22 protein-coding genes, 3 tRNA genes and 1 other RNA gene are annotated in these 23,701 nt (G+C 72.7%); 24 read left to right on the forward strand and 2 right to left on the reverse strand.

The window, feature by feature from the left end; all coding sequences use genetic code 11:
• Positions 1-30: 30 nt before the first annotated feature.
• Positions 31-104 (forward strand) — tRNA-Met (locus QSK00_RS20250).
• A 230-nt stretch (positions 105-334) separates the two neighbouring features.
• Positions 335-411: transfer RNA gene (locus QSK00_RS20255), tRNA-Met, on the forward strand.
• A 448-nt stretch (positions 412-859) separates the two neighbouring features.
• Here the strand turns inward: QSK00_RS20255 and QSK00_RS20260 are convergent.
• Positions 860-1,225: a DUF952 domain-containing protein gene (locus QSK00_RS20260; protein ID WP_285593437.1), complete on the reverse strand. Its 366-nt coding sequence runs from the start codon at positions 1,223-1,225 to the stop codon at positions 860-862.
• 45 nt (positions 1,226-1,270) lie between these two features.
• Here QSK00_RS20260 and QSK00_RS20265 point away from each other — a divergent pair, with 45 nt between their 5' ends.
• Together QSK00_RS20265 and QSK00_RS20270 are read left to right on the forward strand one after the other, a co-directional pair.
• The gene (locus QSK00_RS20265) at positions 1,271-1,567 is read left to right on the forward strand and encodes a YggT family protein (RefSeq protein ID WP_018335123.1); all 297 of its coding nucleotides are present in this window, start codon (positions 1,271-1,273) and stop codon (positions 1,565-1,567) included.
• A 53-nt stretch (positions 1,568-1,620) separates the two neighbouring features.
• Entirely contained in the window at positions 1,621-2,211 is a 591-nt protein-coding gene (locus tag QSK00_RS20270; protein WP_285593441.1) for a class I SAM-dependent methyltransferase, read from the forward strand.
• A gap of 4 nt (positions 2,212-2,215) precedes the next feature.
• On the opposite strand, the gene QSK00_RS20275 is transcribed toward QSK00_RS20270, so the two are convergent.
• Positions 2,216-3,139: an alpha/beta fold hydrolase gene (locus tag QSK00_RS20275; protein ID WP_285593442.1), complete on the reverse strand. Its 924-nt coding sequence runs from the start codon at positions 3,137-3,139 to the stop codon at positions 2,216-2,218.
• A gap of 98 nt (positions 3,140-3,237) precedes the next feature.
• Between QSK00_RS20275 and QSK00_RS20280 the strand changes: the two genes are divergently transcribed.
• The 20 genes from QSK00_RS20280 to QSK00_RS20375 all read left to right on the forward strand — a co-directional run bounded on the left by QSK00_RS20280 (position 3,238) and on the right by QSK00_RS20375 (position 23,698).
• On the forward strand, positions 3,238-4,404 hold the full coding sequence (locus QSK00_RS20280) for a glycoside hydrolase family 3 N-terminal domain-containing protein (RefSeq protein ID WP_285593443.1): 1,167 nt from the start codon (positions 3,238-3,240) through the stop codon (positions 4,402-4,404).
• A 65-nt stretch (positions 4,405-4,469) separates the two neighbouring features.
• On the forward strand, positions 4,470-5,642 hold the full coding sequence (locus QSK00_RS20285; RefSeq protein WP_285593444.1) for an acyl-CoA dehydrogenase family protein: 1,173 nt from the start codon (positions 4,470-4,472) through the stop codon (positions 5,640-5,642).
• Between the two features lie 11 nt (positions 5,643-5,653).
• Positions 5,654-6,751, forward strand: a complete 1,098-nt coding sequence (locus QSK00_RS20290) for an acyl-CoA dehydrogenase family protein (protein WP_285593449.1) — start codon at positions 5,654-5,656, stop codon at positions 6,749-6,751.
• Between the two features lie 149 nt (positions 6,752-6,900).
• A complete protein-coding gene (locus QSK00_RS20295) occupies positions 6,901-7,230 on the forward strand; it encodes a putative quinol monooxygenase (RefSeq protein ID WP_285593451.1) in 330 nt (109 codons plus the stop codon).
• Positions 7,227-8,357 carry a DUF3500 domain-containing protein gene (locus tag QSK00_RS20300; protein ID WP_285593453.1) on the forward strand — a complete coding sequence of 377 codons (1,131 nt, stop codon included), beginning with the start codon at positions 7,227-7,229 and terminating at the stop codon, positions 8,355-8,357. The genes QSK00_RS20295 and QSK00_RS20300 overlap by 4 nt, the downstream gene beginning before the upstream one ends.
• 77 nt (positions 8,358-8,434) lie before the next feature.
• Entirely contained in the window at positions 8,435-9,550 is a 1,116-nt protein-coding gene (gene prfB, locus QSK00_RS20305; RefSeq protein WP_285593455.1) for a peptide chain release factor 2, read from the forward strand.
• A 63-nt stretch (positions 9,551-9,613) separates the two neighbouring features.
• Complete coding sequence (ftsE, locus tag QSK00_RS20310; protein ID WP_285593460.1) at positions 9,614-10,303, forward strand: cell division ATP-binding protein FtsE; 690 nt, start codon at positions 9,614-9,616, stop codon at positions 10,301-10,303.
• Positions 10,300-11,205 (forward strand): permease-like cell division protein FtsX, encoded by a 906-nt coding sequence (ftsX, locus tag QSK00_RS20315; protein ID WP_285593461.1) that lies wholly within the window; start codon positions 10,300-10,302, stop codon positions 11,203-11,205. Before ftsE ends, ftsX begins: the two co-directional genes overlap by 4 nt.
• A 16-nt stretch (positions 11,206-11,221) precedes the next feature.
• On the forward strand, positions 11,222-11,764 hold the full coding sequence (smpB, locus tag QSK00_RS20320) for an SsrA-binding protein SmpB (RefSeq protein ID WP_285593463.1): 543 nt from the start codon (positions 11,222-11,224) through the stop codon (positions 11,762-11,764).
• Positions 11,761-12,696 (forward strand): amidohydrolase family protein, encoded by a 936-nt coding sequence (locus tag QSK00_RS20325; RefSeq protein WP_285593465.1) that lies wholly within the window; start codon positions 11,761-11,763, stop codon positions 12,694-12,696. Before smpB ends, QSK00_RS20325 begins: the two co-directional genes overlap by 4 nt.
• A 67-nt stretch (positions 12,697-12,763) precedes the next feature.
• Positions 12,764-13,142: a transfer-messenger RNA gene (gene ssrA, locus QSK00_RS20330) on the forward strand.
• A 210-nt stretch (positions 13,143-13,352) separates the two neighbouring features.
• Positions 13,353-15,023, forward strand: a complete 1,671-nt coding sequence (locus QSK00_RS20335) for a protein kinase family protein (protein ID WP_285593467.1) — start codon at positions 13,353-13,355, stop codon at positions 15,021-15,023.
• A gap of 87 nt (positions 15,024-15,110) precedes the next feature.
• Complete coding sequence (locus QSK00_RS20340; RefSeq protein WP_285593469.1) at positions 15,111-16,322, forward strand: MFS transporter; 1,212 nt, start codon at positions 15,111-15,113, stop codon at positions 16,320-16,322.
• Positions 16,319-17,908, forward strand: a complete 1,590-nt coding sequence (locus tag QSK00_RS20345) for a cryptochrome/photolyase family protein (protein WP_285593470.1) — start codon at positions 16,319-16,321, stop codon at positions 17,906-17,908. The genes QSK00_RS20340 and QSK00_RS20345 overlap by 4 nt, the downstream gene beginning before the upstream one ends.
• A gap of 23 nt (positions 17,909-17,931) precedes the next feature.
• On the forward strand, positions 17,932-18,672 hold the full coding sequence (locus QSK00_RS20350) for a DsbA family protein (protein WP_285593471.1): 741 nt from the start codon (positions 17,932-17,934) through the stop codon (positions 18,670-18,672).
• Positions 18,673-18,737: 65 nt separating this feature from the next.
• Positions 18,738-18,810, forward strand: a tRNA-Ala gene (locus QSK00_RS20355).
• Between the two features lie 209 nt (positions 18,811-19,019).
• Positions 19,020-20,777 carry an aa3-type cytochrome oxidase subunit I gene (gene ctaD / locus QSK00_RS20360; RefSeq protein WP_285593472.1) on the forward strand — a complete coding sequence of 586 codons (1,758 nt, stop codon included), beginning with the start codon at positions 19,020-19,022 and terminating at the stop codon, positions 20,775-20,777.
• A gap of 89 nt (positions 20,778-20,866) precedes the next feature.
• Entirely contained in the window at positions 20,867-22,069 is a 1,203-nt protein-coding gene (gene serB, locus QSK00_RS20365) for a phosphoserine phosphatase SerB (protein WP_285593536.1), read from the forward strand.
• A complete protein-coding gene (locus tag QSK00_RS20370; protein ID WP_285593473.1) occupies positions 22,056-22,853 on the forward strand; it encodes an aminoacyl-tRNA hydrolase in 798 nt (265 codons plus the stop codon). Before serB ends, QSK00_RS20370 begins: the two co-directional genes overlap by 14 nt.
• 14 nt (positions 22,854-22,867) lie before the next feature.
• A complete protein-coding gene (locus QSK00_RS20375) occupies positions 22,868-23,698 on the forward strand; it encodes an ATP-grasp domain-containing protein (protein ID WP_285593475.1) in 831 nt (276 codons plus the stop codon).
• Positions 23,699-23,701: the final 3 nt, after the last annotated feature.

Consider the following 23,701-nt stretch of genomic DNA (forward strand, 5'->3'; position numbering starts at 1 on the left):
ACCCCGCGTCGCGTACTGTTGGTGACACGACGCGGGGTGGAGCAGCTCGGTAGCTCGCTGGGCTCATAACCCAGAGGTCACAGGTTCGAATCCTGTCCCCGCTACTCGCACGAAGGGCCCCTCACTCCGGTGAGGGGCCTTTCGTCGTTCCGGCCCGACGGCGGGTCGTGCCGCCTTGCTCGGCGAGATGCACGTGGTGCAGGTCCGGGGGCCGTGGGGCCTGCCTGGTGTGGTTCTCGGGGTTCCCGACGGCGGGTCGTGCCCCCACCCCCCTGCGAGCCATCGGTTCACCGCCCGGTAGTGTTCCTGTCATCGCCGGAAAGCACGGCGACGGCGCGGGGTGGAGCAGCTCGGTAGCTCGCTGGGCTCATAACCCAGAGGTCACAGGTTCGAATCCTGTCCCCGCTACCACCACGAAGGGCCCCTCACTCCGGTGAGGGGCCCTTCGTCGTTCCCGGGCCGCCCTCGTGTCGTGGGTGCCCACCGACCCGGGCCCGTCTTGTCGTTGTGAATCACTGCGACAAGGTGTGCGGGGTGGTGCGGGAGGCCGCGACAGGTGGCCGCCGGGTCGGGGTGGCCAGCTCGTTCCCGGGGCTGCCCTCGTGTCGTGGGTGCCCACCGACCCGGGCCCGTCTTGTCGTTGTGAATCACTGCGACAAGGTGCGCGGGGTGGTGCGGGAGGCCGCGACAGGTGGCCGCCGGGTCGGGGCGGCCAGCTCGTTCCCGGGGCTGCCCTCCTGTCGTGGGTGCCCACCGACCCGGGCCCGTCCTGTCGTTGTGAATCACTGCGACAAGGCGTGCGGGGTGGTGCGGGAGGCCGCGACAGGTGACCCGCCGTCGCGACCCGCCGTCGTGACCCTCAGCCCTCCCCGAGCGAGGCCAGCGAGGCCGGCAGCCGGAAGGTCCCGTCCGCCTCGGGCGGGAACGGGTGCACGCCCACGACGGCGGCGACCGGGAGCGGGCCGTACACGTGCGGGAACCACGGGCCCGACGTCTCCACCCGGCCGTCGCTCACCCCCGGCTCCCAGCGCACGGGCGCCCCGCAGCGGCCCGGGTCGACCTCGAGCAGGAGGAGGTCCTCCCGGCCCCGGTAGAGGCGCGTGGCGGGCAGGGCGACCGTGCCCGGATCGGAGCAGTGCACGAAGCCCTCGCTCGCCAGCGACGGCGGCTCCAGCGCCGTCCCGGCGGCCTCCCAGTCGGGGCGGGGGCAGATGTGGAGGATCATGACCCGGGATCCTGGCCTTCACGCGGAACAGGGGACACTGGGGGCATGTCGAGCCCGACGGACACGATCCTGCTGGTCGTCTACTACGTCCTGTTCGTGTTCTACCTGTTCATCATCGGGCGCCTGGTCGTCGAGGTGGTACGGGGCTTCGCGCGCGAGTGGCGGCCGGCCGGGGGCACGGCTGTGAGCCTCGAGCTGATGTACCGGGTGACCGACCCGCCGGTGAACCTGCTCAAGCGGCTCATCCCGGCCGTGCGCATCGGGAACATCAGCCTGGACCTCTCGATGATGATCCTGCTCCTCGTGGTCTACATCGTGATGCGCGTGGTCGACCCACGGTGAGATGAGACGACTTCCGGTGGTCGCCCGGCGGACGACCTGCCACGCTGCCTGGCGTGACGGCTGCTCGTGACCTGCTGACCTTCGTGTCCTCCGCCGTGCGGAGCCCGGGGGTGATCGGCGCGGTCGCCCCCAGCGGTCGCGCGCTGTCCGACCTCCTCGCGTCCGTGGCGCCGGCGGACACGGCGTCGACGGTCGTCGAGCTCGGACCCGGCACGGGCGTCGTCTCCGAGGCCCTGCGCCGCCGGGTCCCGCCGGAGTCGCGGCACGTCGCCGTCGAGCTCGACCGCAGCATGGTCTCCCTGCTGCGACGCAACCTGCCGTGGCTCGAGGTCATCGAGGGCGACGCGAAGAACCTGCAGAAGCTGCTGGCCGACGTGGGGATCACCGCCGTCGACACGATCGTCAGCGGGCTGCCCTGGACGCTGTTCAGCCGCGAGGCGCAGCGCGGGATCATGGAGCAGGTCAACCGCGTGCTGGTGCCGGGCGGCGTGTTCACCACCTTCGCCTACGCGCACGTGATGAACCTCCCGACGCAGCGGCGGTTCCGCGACCTGCTCCAGGAGAGCTTCGACGTCGTCGAGGTCACGCCGATCGTCTGGCGCAACGTGCCGCCGGCGCTGGCCTACCAGTGCCGCAACGTCTGACCCCTCACCCCACCAGCTTGGCGCCGATCACCGCGGCCGACATCTCCCCGGGCTCCGTGGTCGCGCAGAACCCGGTCAGCAGGTCGACGAAGCGCTCCGGCTCGTCGCAGTGCGGGAAGTGCCCCGACCCGTCGAACACCTCGAGCCGGGATCCGGGCATGAGCGCCGACGCCCGGTAGGCGTGCCCCACCGGGATGATCGGGTCGCGGCGGCCCCAGACCACCATGGTCGGGAGGCCCTCGGTCAGGTAGAGCCGGTCGGTGCCGCTGACCCGCTGGCCGGACGGGCCGATGACGCCGCGGATGGTGTCGACGAAGGCGTCGGCGTGGGCGCGCTCGGTCAGCGATCCGACGTGGCGGGAGTACTCGACCAGCGACACCTTCTCCGCGGGCGGCAGCGGCAGGGCGGCCGCGGCCCGCAGCGCGCTCACCCCCAGCCCCAGCAGGCCGGTACGGGCCAGCAGCGGCAGCACCACGCCGGCGCCGGGCAGCGCAGCCAGCCGCAGCGTCGGGCTGACTCCGCGTCCGAGCCCGCCCGAGGACACGAGCACCAGCCGCGAGCACATCTCCGGGAACTGGTAGGCGAACTGCATCGCGACCCCGCCCCCGAGCGAGTGCCCGACCACCGTCACGCGCTTGTGCCCGAGCGCCGCGAGCAGGTCCCGCAGGCCGTTCGCGTAGGCGCCCATCGAGAAGTCGCCGCTGGGGCCCGCGGACTCACCGTGCCCGAGCAGGTCGGGCGCGATCACGAGGTGCGGACAGCCCTCCTGCTCCAGCCGGTCGATCACCGGCTGCCAGGTGGAGGAGCTCCCGGCGACGCCGTGGAGCAGCACCAGCACCTCCGGCTCGTCGGCGGACGCCGTCGGGCACGCCTCCAGGTACGACATCCGGTGCCCGTGGAGCGTGACGGCCCGCCGCGTGGTGCCCATGAAGGCATCGTGTCCCATCGACCACGCCGTTGCCCACCCGTGTCCCTTCCCGGCACCCACGCGGAGCCCGACCCGCCCGATCCCTACCCTGACCCGCGATGTCCCGTTCCGGTCTGGTCGCCTCCTTCTCCGCCCTCGCCCTGCTGACGGGCTGCGGCGCCGCGCAGGCCCCGGCCGCGCCGCCCCTTCCCACCGGGTCGAGCGCCGCGGCCGCGCCCACCACCACGGCGGCCCCCGTCTCCTGCGCCACGGCGACCTACGACCGCCTGAGCGAGCGGCAGCGCTACGCCCAGCTCGTCGTCATCGGGGTCCCGGCCGGTGGCGTCAGCAGCGCCGCGCGGACCGCCCTGGGGCTCGAGCCCGGCGGGATCATCCTCACCGACGGCGGGTCGGCGAGCGCCGACGCGGTGACGAAGGTGGTCACCAGTGCCCAGGCCACGGGTGGTGCCGAGGTCCCCCTGCTCGTCTCGGCCGACCAAGAGGGCGGTCAGGTCCAGGAGCTGGAGGGCCCCGGCTTCCCGACGATGCCCTCGGCGCTGGCGCAGGGTCGCGACCCGAACGGCCTGCGGGCGGACGCGAAGGGCTGGGGCCAGGCCCTGCGCGACGTGGGCGTCACCGTGAACCTGGCTCCGGTCGCGGACGTCGTCGACCCGTCGTTGGGCACGCAGAACGCGCCGGTGGGCCGGTACGACCGGCAGTACGGCGACGACGCCGCGACCGCCTCGGCGGGCGTGCGGGCCTTCGTCGCCGGCATGCGCGACGCCGACGTCGCCCCGACGCTGAAGCACTTCCCGGGACTCGGCGAGGTCCGGCAGAACACCGACTTCGCCGGGGGAGTGGTCGACTCGACCACGACGACGGACTCGCCGACGCTGCAGTCGTTCGCGGCGGGGATCCGCGCGGGGGCGCCGTTGGTGATGATGTCGTCGGCGCGCTACAGCCGCATCGACCCCGGGAACCAGGCGCTCTTCTCCTCGCGGGTGATGAACGACCTGCTCCGCGGACAGCTGGGGTTCCAGGGCGTGATCATGACCGACGACGTCGGGGCGGCGGCCGCGCTCGCCGACACCGCCGTCGGTGCGCGGGCGACGAGGTTCCTCGCCGCGGGCGGCGATCTCGTGCTCACCATCCGGCCGGGTGACCTCGCCCCGATGCTCGACGCGATCACCGCGGCGGCCCGCGAGCCGGCGTTCGCGCAGCGTGCGCAGGACGCGGTCCGGCGGGTGCTCACGTTCAAGGAGCAGCAGGGCATCCTCCGCTGTTGACGGTCGCTCGCGGTCGCTACCCGGCGGTAGTGCGCCCCGCTGCGGGACCTGCGAGAGTGCGGGCCGTGGACCTGACCTACACGGCCGAGGAGGAGCAGTTCCGACAGGAGCTGCGCACCTGGCTGGCCGAGAACATCCCCACCGAGTGGACCGTTCCGGGCTACTGGGCGACGCTGTCCGACGAGGAGTCGTTCGAGAAGCGCCGGGAGTGGGAGGCGCGCAAGACCGCCGCCGGCTTCTCGGGCATCCAGTGGCCCGTCGAGTACGGCGGCCGGGGCGGCACCCCCGCCATGAAGGCCATCTACGACGAGGAGACGGTGCGGGCCCACGCCCCGCAGACCGTCAACGTCCTGGGCCTGACCTTCCTCGCCCCGACGATCATGGCGATCGGTACCGACGAGCAGAAGGCCGAGATCATCGGCCCGATGCTGCGCAACGAGGTCATCTGGTGCCAGGGCTTCTCCGAGCCCGGCGCCGGGTCCGACCTCGCGGCGGTGGCGACGCGCGGTGTGCTCGACGGCGACGAGTACGTCGTCAACGGCCAGAAGATCTGGACCACCAACGCCATGCACGGCGACAAGATCTTCACCATCGTGCGCACCGAGGCCGGCTCGGAGAAGCACAAGGGCCTGTCGATGCTGCTGATCGACATGAACCAGCCCGGCGTCGAGGCCCGCCCGCTCAAGCAGATGAGCGGGGCGAGCGAGTTCGGCGAGGTGTTCTTCACCGACGCCCGTGTCCCCGCCAAGGACTGCCTGGGCGAGATCGGCCAGGGCTGGCGCACCGCGATGCTGCTGCTCTCCTTCGAGCGCGGCGCCTCGGGCGTCGGGCAGTACACCGAGTTCCGCCGCCAGTACGACGAGATCGTCGCCGAGGCGAAGCGCTTCGGCCGGGCGGACGACCCGGTGGCCCGCCAGGAGCTCGCCCGCTGCCTGGTGGAGCTGGAGTGCCTGCGCTACCACGCGATGCACATCCTCACCCAGGTCGAGCAGGGCAAGGACCTCGGTTCGGAGTCCTCGATGACCAAGCTGCAGTGGTCCGAGGCGTTCCAGGACCTCTGGGAGGCCTTCGAGCACGTGCTCGGCCCGGAGGCGACGCTGTCGGCGCCGCGCCCCGACGTCGACCTGTCCCCGTTCCACGCGCAGGACCACTGGTCCCGGTCGGTCACGATCTGGGGCGGCTCGTCGCAGGTCCAGCGCAACATCGTCGCCGAGCGCGTGCTCGGCCTGCCGCGGTAGAGGAGAGGCACGTGTTCTTCGCACTGACCGACGAGCAGCAGGCCTTCGCCTCGACGGTGACCGAGTTCCTCGCCGACCGCTTCGACCTCGAGGCCGTCCGCGGCGTCGTCGAGGACCCGGAGGGTGACGGCCACCCGGTGACCCTCTGGAAGGGGCTCGCGGACCAGGGGACGCTCGCCGTCCTCGTCCCCGAGGAGCACGACGGGCTCGGGCTCGGGCTCGTCGACGCCCAGGTGGTCGCCCGCGCGCTCGGCGCCGGCGTCGCACCCGGACCGTGGCTCGCGACCGTGCTGGCCGCCGAGGCCGTCCGGATCGCCGGGTCGGCCGAGCAGCAGTCCCGGTGGCTCCCGGCCCTCGCGGCGGGCGAGACGGTCGGCACCGTCGCGCTGCGCGGCGAGGGGGGTGCCTGGGACGGCTCGGGTATCACCGTCGACGCGAACGACGGCCGGCTCAACGGGTCGGCCTCCCCGGTCGACTACCCCGCCGTCGCCGGGCTGATCGTCGTGGCGGCCACGGACGCGTCCGGCACCCCGGGGCTGTACCTCGTCGAGGCGGGCGCCTCCGGGCTGACCGTCCGCGACCAGCACACCTACGACGGCACCGCCCGCGTGGGCGCGGTGGAGTTCGCCGACACGCCGGCCGAGGCGCTGCCGAACGGCGACGCGGCCGCCGTGCGGGCCCTGCTCGCGCGGGGTGCGGTGCTCAACGCCGCGGACCTCGTGGGCGTGGCCCGCGAGGCCTTGACCCGCACCGTGGCCTACGACCGCGACCGCAACCAGTTCGGCGTCCCCGTCGGGTCGTTCCAGGCGCTCAAGCACGCCCTGGCCGACCTGCACGTCGCGGTCACCATGGCCGAGCACGCGGTGCTGTTCGCCGCGCACGCGGTGGACACCGACGACGACGGGGCCGCGATCGCGGTGGCCGTGGCCGGCTCGAAGGCCTCCGACGCGGCGTGGAACGCGACCGGCGCGATGATCCAGTTCTTCGGCGGGATCGGGTTCACCTGGGAGCACGAGGCGCACTTCTTCTACAAGCGCGCCCGCCGTCGGGCCCCGCTGTTCGGCTCCGCCGCGGAGCACCGCGAGGCGCTGGCGGCGCTGACGATGTGACTCCGTCAGGTGAGCACTTCTCCGTGTCCTGGCACGGATAAGTGCTCACCAGGGGCGGAGCCCCACCCAACGGATAGGTGGGGCTGCGCGCGGGGTAGTGGGGTGATGGCATGACCGGCGTCACCCCCTCACCGACGAAGGAGAACCCCGTGGCCAGCACTCCGACCCAGGACGACCGCAGCCTGCTGACGGTCGTCGCCCGTATGACGGCGAAGCCGGGCAAGGAGGACGAGCTCCGCCAGGGGCTCGAGGCGCTGATCCCGACCACGCTCGCCGAGGACGGCAACGTCAACTACGACCTGCACGTGGCCGAGGACGACCCGGCGACCTTCTTCTTCTACGAGAACTGGACCTCGGGCGAGAAGCTCGACGCCCACCTCGCCGCGCCGCACCTGGTCGACTTCGCCGGCAAGCTCGACGACCTGCTCGTGAACGGCTCCGAGGGTCTGGTCATCCAGCGCCTGAAGCGGATCGCGTGACGGCGACCCCCGCGTCCGTCGCCTCGGCCATGGCCGAGGCGGCGGCGGCCTGGCAGGAGACCCTCGACGACGAGCAGTCGGCGCAGGGCGTCTGGGACTGGCCCGGTTCGAAGGCCGCCGAGGCCGAGCGGCTGAACTGGTACTACACGCCGACCGACCACGGCGGGCTGACGGTGCACGAGCAGCTGCCCCACCAGCAGCGGGCGGCGATGAAGCTGCTCGCCACGGGGCTCTCGGAGCCCGCGTACGTCACCGCGACGACGATCATGGGCCTGGAGAACGTCCTCGACCGCACCGAGGGGTTCGCCACCGGGTTCGGCCGCGACCGCGGCCGCGACCCGGGGATGTACTACCTGCGCGTGTTCGGCGACCCCACCGGCGACGCCCCGTGGGGATGGCGCTTCGGCGGGCACCACGTGTCGGTCAACCACCTGGTGGTCGACGGCGAGGCCGTCGCGGGCTCCCCGTGCTTCCTCGGCGCCGACCCGATGGTCTCCCCGCTGCTCGGTGGGCAGGAGCTGCGTCCGCTGGGCGGGATCGAGGACACCGGGCGGGCCCTGCTGCACGCGCTCGACCCCGGACAGCGCGAGCAGGCCATCCTGACGCCGACGGCCCCGGCGGACATCATCGGCGCCAACCGGACGCACACCGGCCCCGGCGACCGGCTGATCCCGCTGCCCGACCTCTGGCGCGGCCACTTCGACGACCAGGCCCTCGAGGACCGGCTCTGGTCGATGCACGACGGCCTCGAGGCCCAGCTCGGCGTCACCGACGCCGACCGTGCCGCCACCGAGCTGTCCGCGCAGCCGAAGGGGATCGCGGCGAAGGACCTCTCGCCCGGGCAGCACGAGCTGCTCCGGGCGGTCGTCGGGGTGTACCTCGACCGCATGCCGCCCGGGCTGGTGGAGCGGGAGTACGAGCGGCTCGACCTCGACGGCGTGCACTTCGCCTGGGCGGGCGGCCTCGAGCGCGGCGACCCGCACTACTACCGCCTCGAGGGCCCGGGCCTGCTCGCCGAGTGGGACAACACCCAGCGCGGCGTCAACCACGCGCACAGCGTGTGGCGGGTGCCCGGCCAGGAGTTCGGCCGGGACGTGCTCGGCGACCACCTGCGCGCCCACCACTGAGGGCATGCGTTCCCGACGGCGGGTGCACCGCACCCGCCGTCCGGAAGGCCCCGTGAACGCGGGATTACCCTGGACCCGTGGACGACTCGACCGCGACCCAGCTCAAGGACCTCGCCGCCAGCCTCGATTCGGTGGAGGCGGCGATGGACCTGGACGGTCTGCGGCGGCAGGTCGCCGAGCTGGAGACGCAGGTCGCGGCCCCGGACCTCTGGGACGACGTCGAGACCGCGCAGAAGCTGACCAGCGAGTTCACCCACAAGCAGGCCGACCTGCGCAAGGCGGAGTCGCTGCGCTCGCGCCTGGACGACCTGTCGACGCTCTACGAGATGGCCGACGAGGAGTCGGGGTCCGACGCCGCCGACCTCGTCACCGAGGCCGACGCCGAGCGGGCGTCGCTGCAGACCGACATCAGCGCTTTCGAGGTGCGCACGCTGCTCAACGGCGAGTACGACGAGCGCGACGCGCTGGTCACGGTGCGCGCGGAGGCGGGTGGGGTGGACGCCGCCGACTTCGCCGAGATGCTGATGCGGATGTACCTGCGGTGGGCCGAGCGCCACGGCTACCCGACCGACGTCTACGACACCTCCTACTCCGAGGAGGCGGGCATCAAGTCCGCCACCTTCAAGGTCAGCGCGCCCTACGCCTACGGGACGCTGTCGGTCGAGCAGGGCACCCACCGGCTCGTGCGCATCTCGCCGTTCGACAACCAGGGGCGGCGTCAGACGAGCTTCGCCGGCGTCGAGGTCGCGCCCGTCGTCGAGTCGACCGACCACGTGGAGATCGACGAGAAGGACCTCCGCGTCGACGTCTACCGCTCCTCGGGCCCCGGCGGGCAGGGCGTCAACACCACCGACTCCGCGGTGCGGCTGACCCACATGCCCACCGGCATCGTCGTGAGCTGTCAGAACGAGCGCTCGCAGCTGCAGAACAAGGCGACCGCCATGACGGTGCTCGCGGCGAAGCTGCTCGAGCGCCGCCGGGCCGAGGAGCGGGCCCTGCTGGACTCGCTCAAGGACTCCGGCTCGTCGTGGGGCAACCAGATGCGCTCCTACGTGCTGCACCCGTACCAGATGGTCAAGGACCTGCGGACCAACCAGGAGACGTCGCAGACCTCCCAGGTACTCGACGGGTTCATCGACGACTTCCTCGACGCCGGGATCCGGTGGCGCAAGCAGACCGGGGCCGCTGCGTAGCGGGTCCGTGGGGGCGTTCGCCCGTCCGGGAAGATCGACACCGCCCGCGTAGCATCGCGCCTCGTGCTCCGGCTCGAGAACGTCTCGAAGATCTACCCGACGTCCGCGCGGCCGGCGCTCGACGACGTGTCGATGGACGTCGAGCCGGGTGAGTTCGTCTTCCTCATCGGGCCCTCCGGTTCCGGGAAGTCGACGCTGCTGCGCCTGCTGCTGCGCGAGGAGACCCCCACCCGCGGGAGCGTCTACGTCGCCAACTGGAACGTCGCGCGGCTGCCCAACCGCAAGGTGCCCAAGCTGCGTCAGCGGATGGGCTGCGTGTTCCAGGACTTCCGGCTGCTGCCCAACCGCAGCGTCGCCGACAACGTGGCGTTCGCCCTCGAGGTGACCGGCAAGTCCGAGCACACCATCCGCACCGTCGTGCCGGAGATGCTCGAGCTGGTCAACCTCACCGGGAAGGCCGACCGGATGCCCGCCGAGCTCTCCGGTGGCGAGGCGCAGCGGGTCGCGATCGCGCGGGCGCTGGCCAACCGGCCGCTGGTGCTGCTCGCCGACGAGCCGACCGGCAACCTCGACCCCGAGACCAGCGACGACATCATGCTGCTGCTCGACCGCATCAACCGCGCGGGCACCACCATCGTCATGGCCACCCACGACCGGCAGATCGTGGACGCGATGCGCCGTCGGGTGGTGGAGCTGCACCTGGGCCGGCTGGCCCGCGACGACGCCCGCGGGGTCTACGGGGCGCGCCGGTGAACGGGCTCGGCTTCGTCTGGCGGGAGGCGGTCGCCGGTCTGCGGCGCAACGTGACCATGTCGGTCGCGATGATGCTGACGACGGCGATCTCGCTGGGCATGCTCGGGGCCGGCCTGCTCGCGGTCCGCACCATCGACCGCACCCAGGACCTCTACTACTCCCAGCTCGCCGTGCAGGTCGCGCTCGACGAGCCCACCAGCGCGGGCGACCCGGACTGCACCAGCCCGACGTGCGCGGGGCTGCGGCAGGAGCTGCAGGCCGACCCGCTGGTCGCAGGGGTCACCTACGAGTCCCGCGACGCCGCCTTCCAGCGGTTCCTGCGCATCTACGCCGGTCAGTCGATCCTGCAGCTGGTGCGGCCGCAGTCGCTCCCGGCGACGCTGCGGGTCACGCTGAAGGACCCGACCCGCGGGGACGCCCTCGTGGGTGAGTACTCCGACCGACCCGGCGTCCGGAACGTGGTGGACCAGCGTCGACTCGTGGAGGACCTGTTCACCTTCCTCGGCAGCGTGCGCAACGGCGCCTTCGGGCTCGCGTCGGTGCAGGCCCTCGCGGCGCTGCTGCTGATCTCCAACACCATCCAGGTCTCGGCGTTTACCCGCCGCACGGAGGTGGGGATCATGCGGCTGGTCGGCGCCACCCGCTGGTACACCCAGGTGCCGTTCCTCATCGAGGCGGTGATCACCGGCGTGGTCGGGGCGGTCCTCGCGACCGGCGGGCTCGTGCTCGGCAAGCTCTTCTTCATCGACCGGCTGCTCTCCGGGCGGTTGATCTCCAACGCGATCCCCGCGGTCGGAATGAGCGACGTGCTCCTGTTCGTTGCACCCTTGCTGATCGTGATCGGCGCCGTCATCGCGGCGGCGACCGGGTATGTCACGCTTCGGCTGTACGTACGGAGCTGAAGGACAGGAGGCCCTCGTGGCCAAGACGGCCGTCCCCACGGACTCGGGCCGCTCCAAGGAGAAGGCCCAGAAGAAGGCCAGCTCCAACCGGCCCGAGGAGCGACGCAAGGTCGTCGCCACCAACCGCAAGGCCCGGCACGACTACTCGATCATCGACGTCTACGAGGCCGGCATCGCCCTGCAGGGCACCGAGGTGAAGAGCCTGCGCGCCGGCCGCGTCTCGCTCGCGGACGCGTTCGCCACCGTCACCGACGGCGAGGTGTGGCTGCGTGGCCTGCACATCCAGGAGTACGACTACGGCTCCTGGACCAACCACGAGCCCCGTCGGCACCGCAAGCTGCTGCTTCACCGCGCGGAGATCGAGCGGCTCATCGGCAAGACCCGCGAGGGCGGCATGACCCTCGTACCGCTGTCGGTCTACTTCTCCGGCGGCCTGTGCAAGGTCGAGCTCGCGCTGGTCAAGGGCAGGGCGTCGCACGACAAGCGCCAGGCCATGGCCGAGCGCGACGCCAAGCGCGAGGCGGAGCGGATCGTCGGTCGCCGGATCAAGGGGTGGTGACGCCGGCGCTCGAGGCCCCGTTGGTCTCGGACGACGACGTCGCGCCGTGGGTCCGCTCGCTGGAACTGGGTCCCGACGGCAGGTCGGGGCTGGTGGACGTGCACGTGCACTTCCTGCCCGACCGGATGCTGCAGAAGGTCTGGGCCTACTTCGACGACGCCGTCGAGCACTACGGCTACGACTGGCCGATCCACTACCGCCTGCCCGAGTCCGAGCGGCTCGCCCGGTTGCGTTCGTTCGGGGTGGAGGCGTTCGCCCCGCTCGCCTACCCGCACAAGCCCGACATGGCGGCGTGGCTGACCGGCTGGGCCCTCGACTGGGCGGCGGAGGTCCCGGAGGCGGTGCCCACCGCCACGCTGTTCCCCGAGGAGTCGGTGACGACCTATCTCGGGGACGCGGTGGAGCGCGGGGCGCGGCTGGTCAAGGCCCACGTGCAGGTCGGCGGTTACGACCCGCGCGACGAGCTGCTGGACCCGGCCTGGGGGCTGCTGGCGGAGGCCGGCGTCCCGGTGATCGCGCACTGCGGCGACGGCCCGATCCCCGGGCGGCACACGGGCATCGAGATCATCGGCGAGGTGATGGACCGGCACCCGCGCCTGCCACTGGTGCTCGCCCACGCGGGCCTGCCGGACTACGACGCCGCATTGGCGCTGGTCGAGCGGCACCCGGCGGTCCGCCTCGACACGACGATGGTGGGGACGCCGTTCACGGAGGACTTCGCGCCGCTGCCGCGCGACTGGGCGGCACGGCTCGCCGACCTCTCGGGCGCCGGCCGCGTGGTCCTGGGGACCGATTTCCCCAACATCCCCTACGCCTACTGGCGCCAGCTGGAGGCGATCCGCGGCTGGGCGGCGGCCGACGACCGCCTCGGGGAGCCGTTCCTGCGCAGCGTGCTGTACGACGCACCCGCCGCGCTGGTCGGGCACGGATGATCCACCGACGCGCGGACGTTATGATGGGCAGTCTCACCGGACAACACTGTCCCTGCCGGTGGGAGAAGGGGGTGACTGGTTTCGACTCCGAGCGGTTGATCAGGGGAAGCGTGCCGAGGAAGGCGACGATGATCTCGATAACCACCCGTCGCAAAGAAATAAGCGCCGAGAACAGTACTCAGCGCGAGTTCCAGCTCGCTGCCTAAGTAGCGAGGTTGGACTCTGTCGGCCCGGGTTCGTTCCCGACCCGGTCGCCGGCATCAGCTAGGGGACTCCACCTCCGGGCCCGGTCGCGGGGCCCGGTGGGACATCGAACAGCGACTGGGGTCGTCACACCGGTGTGTCTGCGCATCCGGTGGACCCGAGCAGAGACGGAGCAGACTGCGCACGGAGAAGTCCTGACAGGTGTTCGGAGGACCCGGGTTCGATTCCCGGCACCTCCACCCCCACGACGAGGCCGGAGAGCGAGTCGCTCTCCGGCCTTCGTCATGAGACGAGCGTCATGACGCCCGATGACGGCGCTCGCGCCGAGATCCTCGTCGCGCCCCTAGAGTCGACGAACGGTGTCGACCACCACCCACCCGGGGCGATACGGTCACCCGGCCGAGTGAGCTGGTTGGCACCAGTGCTGCACGCCGTGAGCTAGGGGGAGCGTCGTGACCGCCGAGGACACGGTCCGGACGACCGAATCGACCCGTCGCGGTGACGACAGCCTCGACTCCGACACCGTGGGTGTGCAGGCCGACACCGAGCGTGTGGACGCGGTCGACGACGCCGACGCCCCCACCGAGGCGTTCGTCGGCGGCGCCGCCGACGCCGCCGTGCGGGGGGTCGACGAGATCCTCGGGCGCGAGGTCCGCCTCGTGACGCTGCCGCCCGCCACGGGCGACGCGCTGTCCGAGCGCATCGAGCAGGTCCGCCACCTCGCCCGCCTGCACCACCCGCACCTGCTCGAGGTCTACGACGTCGACGGCCTCGCGCCGGACACCGAGAGCACGCTGGTCCTGGAGAGCGTGGCCGGGGAGCCCCTGCCGCTCGTGCTGCGCGACGGGCCGGTGCCGGCCGCCGACCTCGCCCGCATGGGCGCCCAGCTCGCCTCGGCCCTGGCGCACGCCCACGCCCACCACGTGGAGCACGGCGCGATCGGCCCGTCCAGCATCCTGGTCAACCGCGCCGGGGCCGAGGCCTGGTTGGTCGGTCTCACGGCCTCGCTGTCCGGGCCGTTGCCCGTCGTCACCGAGGTGGATGACGCCGCGGCGCGCCGGGCCGCCGACGTCCGGGCCCTCGCCCGCACGCTCTCCGACGTGGCCGCGCACGGCGACGGTGCCGACGACCCCGGGGCGGCCGGGCTGCTGGGCCTCCTGCACGACGCCGACACCGAGGTGCCGCCGTCCGCCGCGGCCCTCTCCGAGCGCCTGGTGCGGCTCGGGCGCGACGACACCCCGGTCACCGACGACGCGGTCGCCGCCCGGCTGGTGCCGGTGGTCGCCTCCTGGCCCGAGAGCCCGTCGCTGCCCGGGGACACCGGCCCGACCGTCGGGACCCCGGTCGCGGTCGGCCCGGCCGTGCGCGCCCACGGGACGTCCGGCGTGACGCCCTTCGCCGTCGTCCCCGGGCAGCGGGCCCGGCGCGCGGGGGTGCTCGCCGCCGCGACGGCGACGTTGGCGCTGGCCTCGGGCCTCGTCATCTGGGCGGGGGAGTCGCACGTGGTGCGCTCGATCCCGCAGGCCGAGGTGGGCACCGGCTCCCTGATGCCCGCGGGCGTCCCCGGGTTCCCCGCCCTCGCCCCCGCGCTGCCGGCCTCGATCGGCGACTCCGCCGACTCCGGCGACTCCGGGGGCTCGTCCGGCTCCGATCCCGACGCCGGCGACCGGACGCGCACGGCCGAGTCCTCCACCTCGCCGGTCGATCCCGCGCCGCCGAGCACCGGGGAGTCGACGACGGGCCCGACCACCCCGCCCGGACCGCCCGTGGTGCCGCCGACCGGGCCCACCGGCCCGACCGGTCCGACCGGCCCGACCGGCCCGACCACGGCGCCGCCGACCACCACCGAGCCCCCGACGACCGTCCCGCCGACCACCGTCCCGCCGACCACCGTCCCGCCGACCACCGTCCCCGGCACGACGATGCCGGGCACGCCGACGACCACCGCGCCGCCGACCACGGTGCCGCCGACCACGGTGCCGCCGGTCACCACCTCGGCACCGACGGGTCCGACCGGTCCCTCGGGCTCGACGGGCGCGGAGCCGCCGGCGCCCCCGGTCACGACGACGACCACCACCCCGGTGCCCGCGCAGGCGGGCGCGCTGCTCGCGTTCGGGCTCTGAGGCGCCCGCACCCGTCGTCGGGACGGGCACCGGCGTAGCGTCCTCCGCCGTCGGGTGAGGGCGGGTGCCCCGCCGGGGAGGACGTCGATGTCCGTCGCGGCCGAGCGGCGTGCCGCGTTGCCGTGGGAGGTCTGGGCGCTGCTCGCGGGCAGCTTCCTCGTGGCCGCCGGCTACGGGATCGTGGCGCCGGCCCTGCCGGTGTTCGCCCGCAGCTTCGGTGTCGGGGTGACCGCGGCGGCCGCCGTCGTCAGCGCCCTGCCCGTCCTGCGGCTGCTGTTCGCGCCGGTGTCGGGGCGGCTCGTGGCCCGCGTGGGCGAGCGCTCGATGTACCTGACCGGCCTGCTCGTGGTCGCCGCCTCGACCGGCGCGTGCGCGCTCGCCACGAGCTACCCCCAGCTGCTGGTCTACCGCGGCCTCGGCGGGATCGGGTCGACCATGTTCACCGTCTCGGCGTTCTCGCTGATCTTCCGGCTGGCGCCCGAGGGTCGCCGTGGGCAGGTCAGCGGCCTGTTCACCGGGTCGTTCCTGCTCGGCGGCATCAGCGGGCCGGCCCTGGGCGGCGGCCTCGTCGCGTGGGACCTCCGGGCCCCGTTCCTGGTCTACGCCGCCGCGCTGGTGGTGGCGACGGCCGTCGTCGGGACCCTCCTCGCGCGCTCGACCGGCCTGCGCCGCCGTCGGGACGACCCGGCGGTCACCCCGCTGACCCTGCTCGGCGCGCTGCGCTCCCCGACCTATCGGGCGGCGCTGGCGTCCGGGCTCGCGACCGGGTGGGCGGTGCAGGGGGTGCGGGTGGCGCTCGTGCCGCTGTTCGTGGCCGTGGCGCTCGGGCGGGAACCGCTGTGGGCCGGGATCGCGCTCACCGTGTTCGCCGTCGGCGACGGTGCGATGCTCCTCGCCACCAGCGGGCTGTCCGACCGCCGGGGTCGGCGGCCGGTCGTCGTCGCCGGTCTCGCGACGGTGGCGGTGGGCACGGCCTGCCTCGGGGTGCTGCCCGACCTCGTCGTCCTGCTGGTCGCGTCGTTCGTCGCGGGCGCCGGGGCCGGCCTGCTGCAGCCGGCCCAGGGGGCGGCCGTGGCCGACGTCGTCGGGTCGCGGCGCTCGGGCGGGCCCGCGCTGTCCGGGTTCCAGATGGCCTCCGACGTCGGCGCGATCGTCGGTCCGATCGGCGCCGGTGCGATCGCCGAGCGGTTCGGCTTCGGCGCCGCGTTCGGCGTCTCCGGAGCCGTCGCCGCACTCGCCCTGGTCGTGTGGCTGCTGCTCGGTTCGCGTCCCCGGGAGCCGGGCACCCGCCCCGCATGAGCATCGGGCCGCGCAGCGTGCCGGACGGCGTCACCACGATCTACGGCGACGCGATCGACGCGGCCCTCGACGGTGTCGACCCCGAGGCGCCGCTGTGGTGCTTCGGCGACCAGCTCGGCCCCGCCGTGTACGGCCTGCCCCAGCACGCGCAACGCGAGGTCGTGCTCGTGGAGTCCTCGGCGGTGCTGCACCGTCGCCGCTACCACCGCCAGAAGCTGCACCTGCTGATCTCCGGCATGCGCCATCTCGACGACCACCTCGGGGACCGCTCCACCTACCACCGGACGCGGACCTACCGGGAGGCCCTGGAGAAGGTCGACCGACCCGTCGTCGTGCACGAGCCGACGTCGTACGCGGCCACGGAGTTCGTGGACGCCCTGCACGCGGAGGGCCTCGTCGCGGCGGTGCTGCCCACCACGACCTTCGCGCGGCCCAAGACGGAGTTCGCGGCGTGGGCGGGGGAGGGCGCCGACGCCCGGGGACGGTCGGGGAAGACCTCCTTCACGATGGAGAACTTCTACCGCAACCAGCGGCGGCGCTTCGACGTGCTGATGGAGGGCACGGACGCGCCGGTGGGCGGGAAGTGGAACCTCGACCACGAGAACCGGGAGGAGCCGCCGAAGGGCACCACGCTCGGCGTCAAGGAGCCCTGGTGGCCCACCGAGGACGAGATCGACGAGCGCGTGCGCCACGACCTCGACGCGATGGACCTGCCGACGGTCGGCGCCGACGGGCCCCGGCTCTTCGCCGTCACCCCCGACGAGGCCCGCCACGCGCTCAAGCGCTTCGTCGACCACCGGCTCGACCCGTTCGGCCCCTACGAGGACGCCGTGCTGGCAGGGGACTGGACCATGGCGCACTCGCTGCTCTCGGTCCCGCTCAACCTCGGGGTGCTGCACCCTCTCGACGCCGTCCACGCGGCCGAGGAGGCCTACCAGGAGGGCCACGCCCGGCTGAACTCGGTGGAGGGGTTCATCCGGCAGATCCTCGGCTGGCGCGAGTACATCTGGCACCTGTACTGGCACTTCGGCAAGGGCTACCACCGCAGCAACGAACTGCAGGCCCGGACGAAGCTGCCGCAGTGGTGGACCGAGCTCGACGGCGACGCGGTCACCGCGGCCTGCCTCGGACACACGCTGGGCGAGGTGCGCGACCGGGGGTGGACCCACCACATCCCCCGCCTGATGATCCTCGGCAACTTCGCCCTGCAGCGGGGCTACCGGCCGAGCGCGCTGTCGGAGTGGTTCACCACCTCGTTCGTCGACGGCTTCGCCTGGGTGATGCCGCCCAACGTGGTCGGGATGAGCCAGCACGCCGACGGCGGGCGCCTCGCGACGAAGCCCTACGCGTCCGGCGGGGCGTACCTCAACCGGATGACCGATCACTGCGGCGGCTGCGCCTTCGACCCGAAGGTGCGGGTGGGGGAGAAGGCCTGCCCGTTCACCGCCGGGTACTGGCAGTTCGTGCACCGTCACCAGGACCTGCTGCGGGCCAACCAGCGCACCGCCCGCGCCGTCGCCACGATGGACCGGCTGAAGGACCTGGACGCGTTGCTGGAGCAGGAGAAGGGCCGTACGGAGTTCTGATCGCGCCTGGCTACGGTTGTGCCATGGCCAAGCAGCGCGCACGGGGTCGCGGCAGTGCCCCGACGGTCGGTCGGTCCCGGACCCCCACGATCATCGCCGTCGTCACCCTCCTGGTGCTGGTCGGGGTGATCGCCGTGGCGGTCATCTCCGCGCAGTCGAACAAGAACGCGGCGCTGCCGGTGAACCAGCCCGTCACGCCGGTGAACGCGACGTACCAGACCACCGTGCAGAACGGGGTCATCGTCGCCGGGTCCGGGCGCACCACCCTCGACGTCTACGAGGATGCGCTCTGCCCGGCGTGCAAGCAGTTCGAGTCGGTGTACGGCGAGCGGATCACGAACGCCCTCAACAGTGGGCGGATCACGGTGCGCTACCACATGGTCAACCTGCTCGAGCAGAGTTCGACCCCGCCCGGCTACTCGACGCTCGGGGGCAACGCCCTGATCTGCGCCGCGCAGAACGGCGCCTTCCCGACGCTCCACAAGACCCTCTACGACCGCCAGCCCGAGGAGGGCGGCGCGGGTTACACCGTGGACGACCTCGTGACGCTCGGGAAGAACTCCGGCGCCGGCGGGGACTACGAGAGCTGTGTCCGGGGCGGCACCTACAGCGCCGCGGTGGCGCAGAACTACCAGCAGGCCTCCACGAACCCGGCCCTGCAGCAGACCTCCGGCGGCAGCACCGGCTTCGGCACCCCGACCATCGAGCTGGACGGCAAGCTCGTGCAGCCCAACGACCCGGCGTTCGCCTCGGCCCTCGGCTAGGCCGGACGATCACCCCACCCCCCTGACCGCGGGCGTTCACCCGCCGTGTAGCATTCCGTCGCGTTGGGGCTGTGGCGCAGCTGGTAGCGCATCACACTGGCAGTGTGAGGGTCAGGGGTTCGAGTCCCCTCAGCTCCACCCACGGACACGAAGGCCCGTCGACCACCCGGTCGGCGGGCCTTCGTCGTCCGTCCGACCATCCCCGCCCGGCTGTCGTACGACAGGGTGTCGGAGATACTGTCTCCCGGTGAGCCACCAGGCTCCCCGGCGGTTACGATCGCCGGGTCGAGGACGGCGCATCCAGGTGCCGTCGATCAGGAGGCAGTAGCCGTGGGCAGGAGGCAGACGTGACGGCCGTCGCACCCAAGCCGATCGCGACCACGCCGTACCCGGCGCGGGAGACCAAGCGCGGTTCGTTCATCGGCCGGATGCTCAAGACGACGGATCCCAAGGACATCGGGATCCTCTACATGATCACGTCCTTCGCGTTCTTCCTCATCGGCGGGCTGATGGCCCTGCTGATGCGGGCCGAGCTCGCGCAGCCGGGTCTGCAGATCCTGTCGGTCGAGCAGTACAACCAGCTGTTCACCATGCACGGCACGATCATGCTGCTGCTGTACGCGACGCCGATCCTCTTCGGCTTCGCGAACTACATCGTGCCGCTGCAGATCGGCGCGCCGGACGTGGCGTTCCCGCGGCTGAACTCGTTCTCGTACTGGCTGTTCCTCTTCGGCGGCACGATGGTCGTCTCCGGGTTCTTCACCCCGGGCGGCGCCGCCAGCTTCGGCTGGTTCGCGTACTCGCCGCTGTCGGACTCGCTGTACACCCCGGGCTACGGCGCCGACCTCTGGATCGTCGGCCTGGCGGTCTCCGGTCTGGGCACCATCCTCGGCGGCGTCAACTTCGTGACGACGATCGTCTGCATGCGCGCCCCGGGCATGACCATGTTCCGGATGCCGATCTTCACCTGGAACATCCTGGTGACGGTTGTGCTCGTGCTGCTCGCCTTCCCGATCCTCACCGCGGCCCTCTTCGGTCTGCTGGCGGACCGGCACCTCGGCGCCCACATCTTCGACCCGGCCAACGGCGGGGTCATCCTGTGGCAGCACCTGTTCTGGTTCTTCGGGCACCCCGAGGTCTACATCGTCGCGCTGCCGTTCTTCGGCATCGTCACCGAGATCTTCCCGGTGTTCAGCCGGAAGCCGATCTTCGGTTACAAGACGCTGATCTACGCGACGCTGTCGATCGCGGCCCTGTCGGTCGCGGTGTGGGCGCACCACATGTACGCCACCGGCGCCGTGCTGCTGCCCTTCTTCTCCTTCACCACGTTCCTCATCGCCGTGCCGACCGGCATCAAGTTCTTCAACTGGATCGGCACGATGTGGAAGGGGCAGCTCACCTTCGAGACGCCGATGCTGTTCTCCATCGGCTTCCTGGTGACGTTCCTCTTCGGTGGCCTGACCGGGGTGCTCCTCGCGTCGCCGCCGCTGGACTTCCACGTGTCGGACTCGTACTTCGTGGTGGCGCACTTCCACTACGTGCTGTTCGGGACGATCGTGTTCGCCACCTACGCCGGCATCTACTTCTGGTTCCCGAAGATGACCGGCCGGATGATGAACGAGCGCCTGGGCAAGTTCCACTTCTGGGCCACGTTCGTCGGCTTCCACACGACGTTCCTCGTGCAGCACTGGCTGGGCAACGAGGGCATGCCGCGTCGCTACGCGGACTACCTGCCCTCGGACGGCTTCACCACGCTGAACACGATCTCGACGATCGGCGCGTTCATCCTCGGTGCCTCGACGCTGCCGTTCATCTGGAACGTCTTCTCGAGCTACCGCTACGGCCGTCCGGTCGAGGTGGACGACCCGTGGGGTCACGGCAACTCCCTGGAGTGGGCGACCTCGTGCCCGCCGCCGCGGCACAACTTCACCGAGCTGCCCCGGATCCGGTCCGAGCGTCCGGCGTTCGAGCTGCACTACCCGCACCTCACCGAGCGCATCCGGCTCGAGGCGCACATCGGTGGTGGTCACTCCAGCATCGGTGAGGCCGCCACGGGCAAGGTCGGTCAGGAGAACCTCCCCGGCAGCGACCCCCGGAACAAGTGAGCCGTCCGTCGGGGGACGGTCAGGTCGTCGGCGCCGCCGCGACGGACAACGGGTCCGTCTCGGCGGCGCTCGCCGCGTCACGGACCACGCTGCTGGTCACGGTCACCGGGCCGGACTTCCCGGGCGTCTCGGCCACCCTCTTCACGGTGCTCGCCGAGCACGGCGCCGAGATGCTCGACGTCCAGCAGGCGACGATCCACGGTCACCTGACGCTGTCGGCGCTGGTCGGGGTCGCGGGTGACCCGACACGGCTCGCGCAGAGCCTGGACCTCGCGATCCCCGCCCTCGGACTCGCCGTCACCGTCGAGACCGGCGGGGACGCGTCGTCGGTGCACCCCTACTCGACCCACGTGGTGTCGGTGCTCGGGCGTCCCATCGCCGCGGCGGACTTCGCGGAGGTGGCGCGCACCCTCGCGTCGCTGCGGGTCAACATCGACCGGGTGCGTCGGGTCGCCGACTACCCGGTGACGGGGCTGGAGCTGCGCATCTCGGTGCCCGGGGTGTCGCCGCCCACCGACGCCGCCCTGCGGCAGGCCCTGGTCGGGGCGTCGCAGCGGGCCGGGGTCGACGTCGCGGTGCAGCGCGTCGGCATCGCCCAGCGCGCGAAGCGGCTGATCGTGTTCGACGTGGACTCGACCCTGGTGCAGGGCGAGGTCATCGAGATGCTCGCGGCCCACGCCGGGCGGGAGGCCGAGGTCCGGGCCGTCACCGAGGCGGCGATGCGCGGCGAGATCGACTTCGCCGCGTCGCTGCACCGCCGGGTCGCCACCCTCGCGGGGCTCCCGGCGTCCTGCCTCGACGACGTGGCCGCCCAGATCCAGCTGACCCCGGGTGCCCGCACCACGGTGCGGACGCTCAAGCGGCTGGGTTTCCGCTGCGGTGTCGTGTCCGGCGGGTTCACCCACGTCATCGACTACCTGGTCGCCGACCTCGGGCTCGACTACGCCGCGGCCAACGAGCTGGAGATCGTCGACGGCCACCTGACGGGGCGGGTCGTCGGCGAGGTGGTCGACCGCGCGGGCAAGGCGCGCGCGCTGCTCGACTTCGCGGCGCGTTACCAGGTGCCGGTCGAGCAGACGGTGGCGGTCGGCGACGGTGCGAACGACCTCGACATGCTCGCCGCAGCCGGGCTCGGCATCGCGTTCAACGCCAAGCCCGTGGTGGCGGCGGCCGCCGACACGGCGCTGTCCTCCCCGTTCCTCGACGCGGTCCTGTTCGTGCTCGGGGTGACCCGGGACGAGATCGAGGTGGCGGACGCCGCCGAGGGCCTCCTGCGCCGTGTCCCGCTCTGAGTCCCTCGCGGCCCTCGCGCCGCTCGCCGACCGGGTGTGTCCGTGGGCCACGGACCGGCCGGCGCCCTCGCTCGACGAGGACCCCGACGGGCCGGTGCGGGCGATGCCGGTGATCCTGCGCATCGAGCGCCAGGAGCCCCCGACCCCGACGGCGCTGCTCGAGGCGGCCGCCGCGGCCGCCCTCGCGCTGTGTCTGGACGAACGCTCCGCTCCGGGTGGGGAGTGGTTCGACGCCGTGGCCGCGTGGTGCGGGGCCGGGCGCATCCGGAAGCTCGCCCGCCGGGCGCGGACGGCGCACTGGCGGGCGGTGCAGGACGTGCCGGGTGTGACGGTGTCGGAGCTGGTCCGGGCCCTGGTCCCGGGGCCGGTGGACGACGTGCCCCACGAGGTGCGGCGGCTGCAGATCGGGGGGACGGATCTTCCAGGCGGGGCGAGCGGAACTGGGGAGGATGACGACGAGCCGGGACCCGTCGAGACCGGGCAGCCAGTCATCTGGCTGAACCCGCGCGTCGAGCAGTCCACCGGGAAGGCCGGCGCTCAGGTCGGGCACGCGAGCATGATCCTCGCGACCGTCGTGTCGTGGACCGGAGGCGACCCGACGGCCGTGACCACACCCGCCGTCCGGACGGCCTCCACGTCGGACTGGGACGTCTGGTGCGCGGCGCTCGACGACCCGCAGGCCGCGTGGGAGCGGCACGGCGTCGCCCCCGTGCGCGACGCGGGGTTCACCGAGGTGGCGCCGGGCACCGTGACCTGCATCGGACAGGTGGCTGCGGGAAGCTGATCATCATGCCCACCGTGATCGTCGCCAGCACCCGGGTGCGCTCGGAGCGCATCGACGCGGAGAACCAGCCCCTGGTCGCCGCCCTGACCGAGCGCGGGGTCGAGGCCCGGGTCGAGCCCTGGGACTCCCCGGACGACGTCGCGGGCTGGTCGGCCGCCGACCTCGTCGCGGTGCGCACGACGTGGGACTACTCGGGGCGCCGCGACGAGTTCCTGGCCTGGGCCCGCGCAGTGGCCGCGCGGACGGCGCTGCAGAACCCGCTCGAGGTCCTGGAGTGGAACTCGCACAAGCGCTACCTGGTGGAGCTCTCCGGGGCCGGGGTGCCGGTGGTGCCGACGCGCCTCGTCGCGGCGGGGTCGACGCCGGAGCCGCTGGGCCCGTCGCGGGTGGTGGTGAAGCCGGCCGTGTCGGCGGGTGGGCGCGAGACGTTCCGGGGGACCGGGCCGGAGCTCGACGAGACCCTGGCGGGGCTGGCCGCGGCCGTGGACGTGCTGGTGCAGCCGGCGGTCGAGTCGATCGGCACCGAGGGCGAGGTGTCGCTGATCCGGCTGGGCGACCGGTGGTCGCACGCGGTGCGCAAGTTCCCCGCGGCCGACGGGTTCCTCGTGCACGAGCGCCACGGCGGGCGGCTGGAGGACCACGAGCCGACGCCGCGCGAGCTCGCCGTCGCCGAGCAGGCCCTGGCGCAGGCCCCGGCCCCGGTCCACGCCGCCCGGGTCGACCTGGTGCGCATCGACGGCGAGCCGGTGGTGATGGAGCTCGAACTCATCGAGCCCGAGCTGTTCCTGCGCCGGGCCCCTGCGGCCGCGGGCCTCCTCGCGGACGCGTTGCTGGCGACGCTGTAGGTC

This window comes from Actinomycetospora sp. NBRC 106378 (assembly GCF_030269685.1).
Lineage (GTDB): Bacteria > Actinomycetota > Actinomycetes > Mycobacteriales > Pseudonocardiaceae > Actinomycetospora.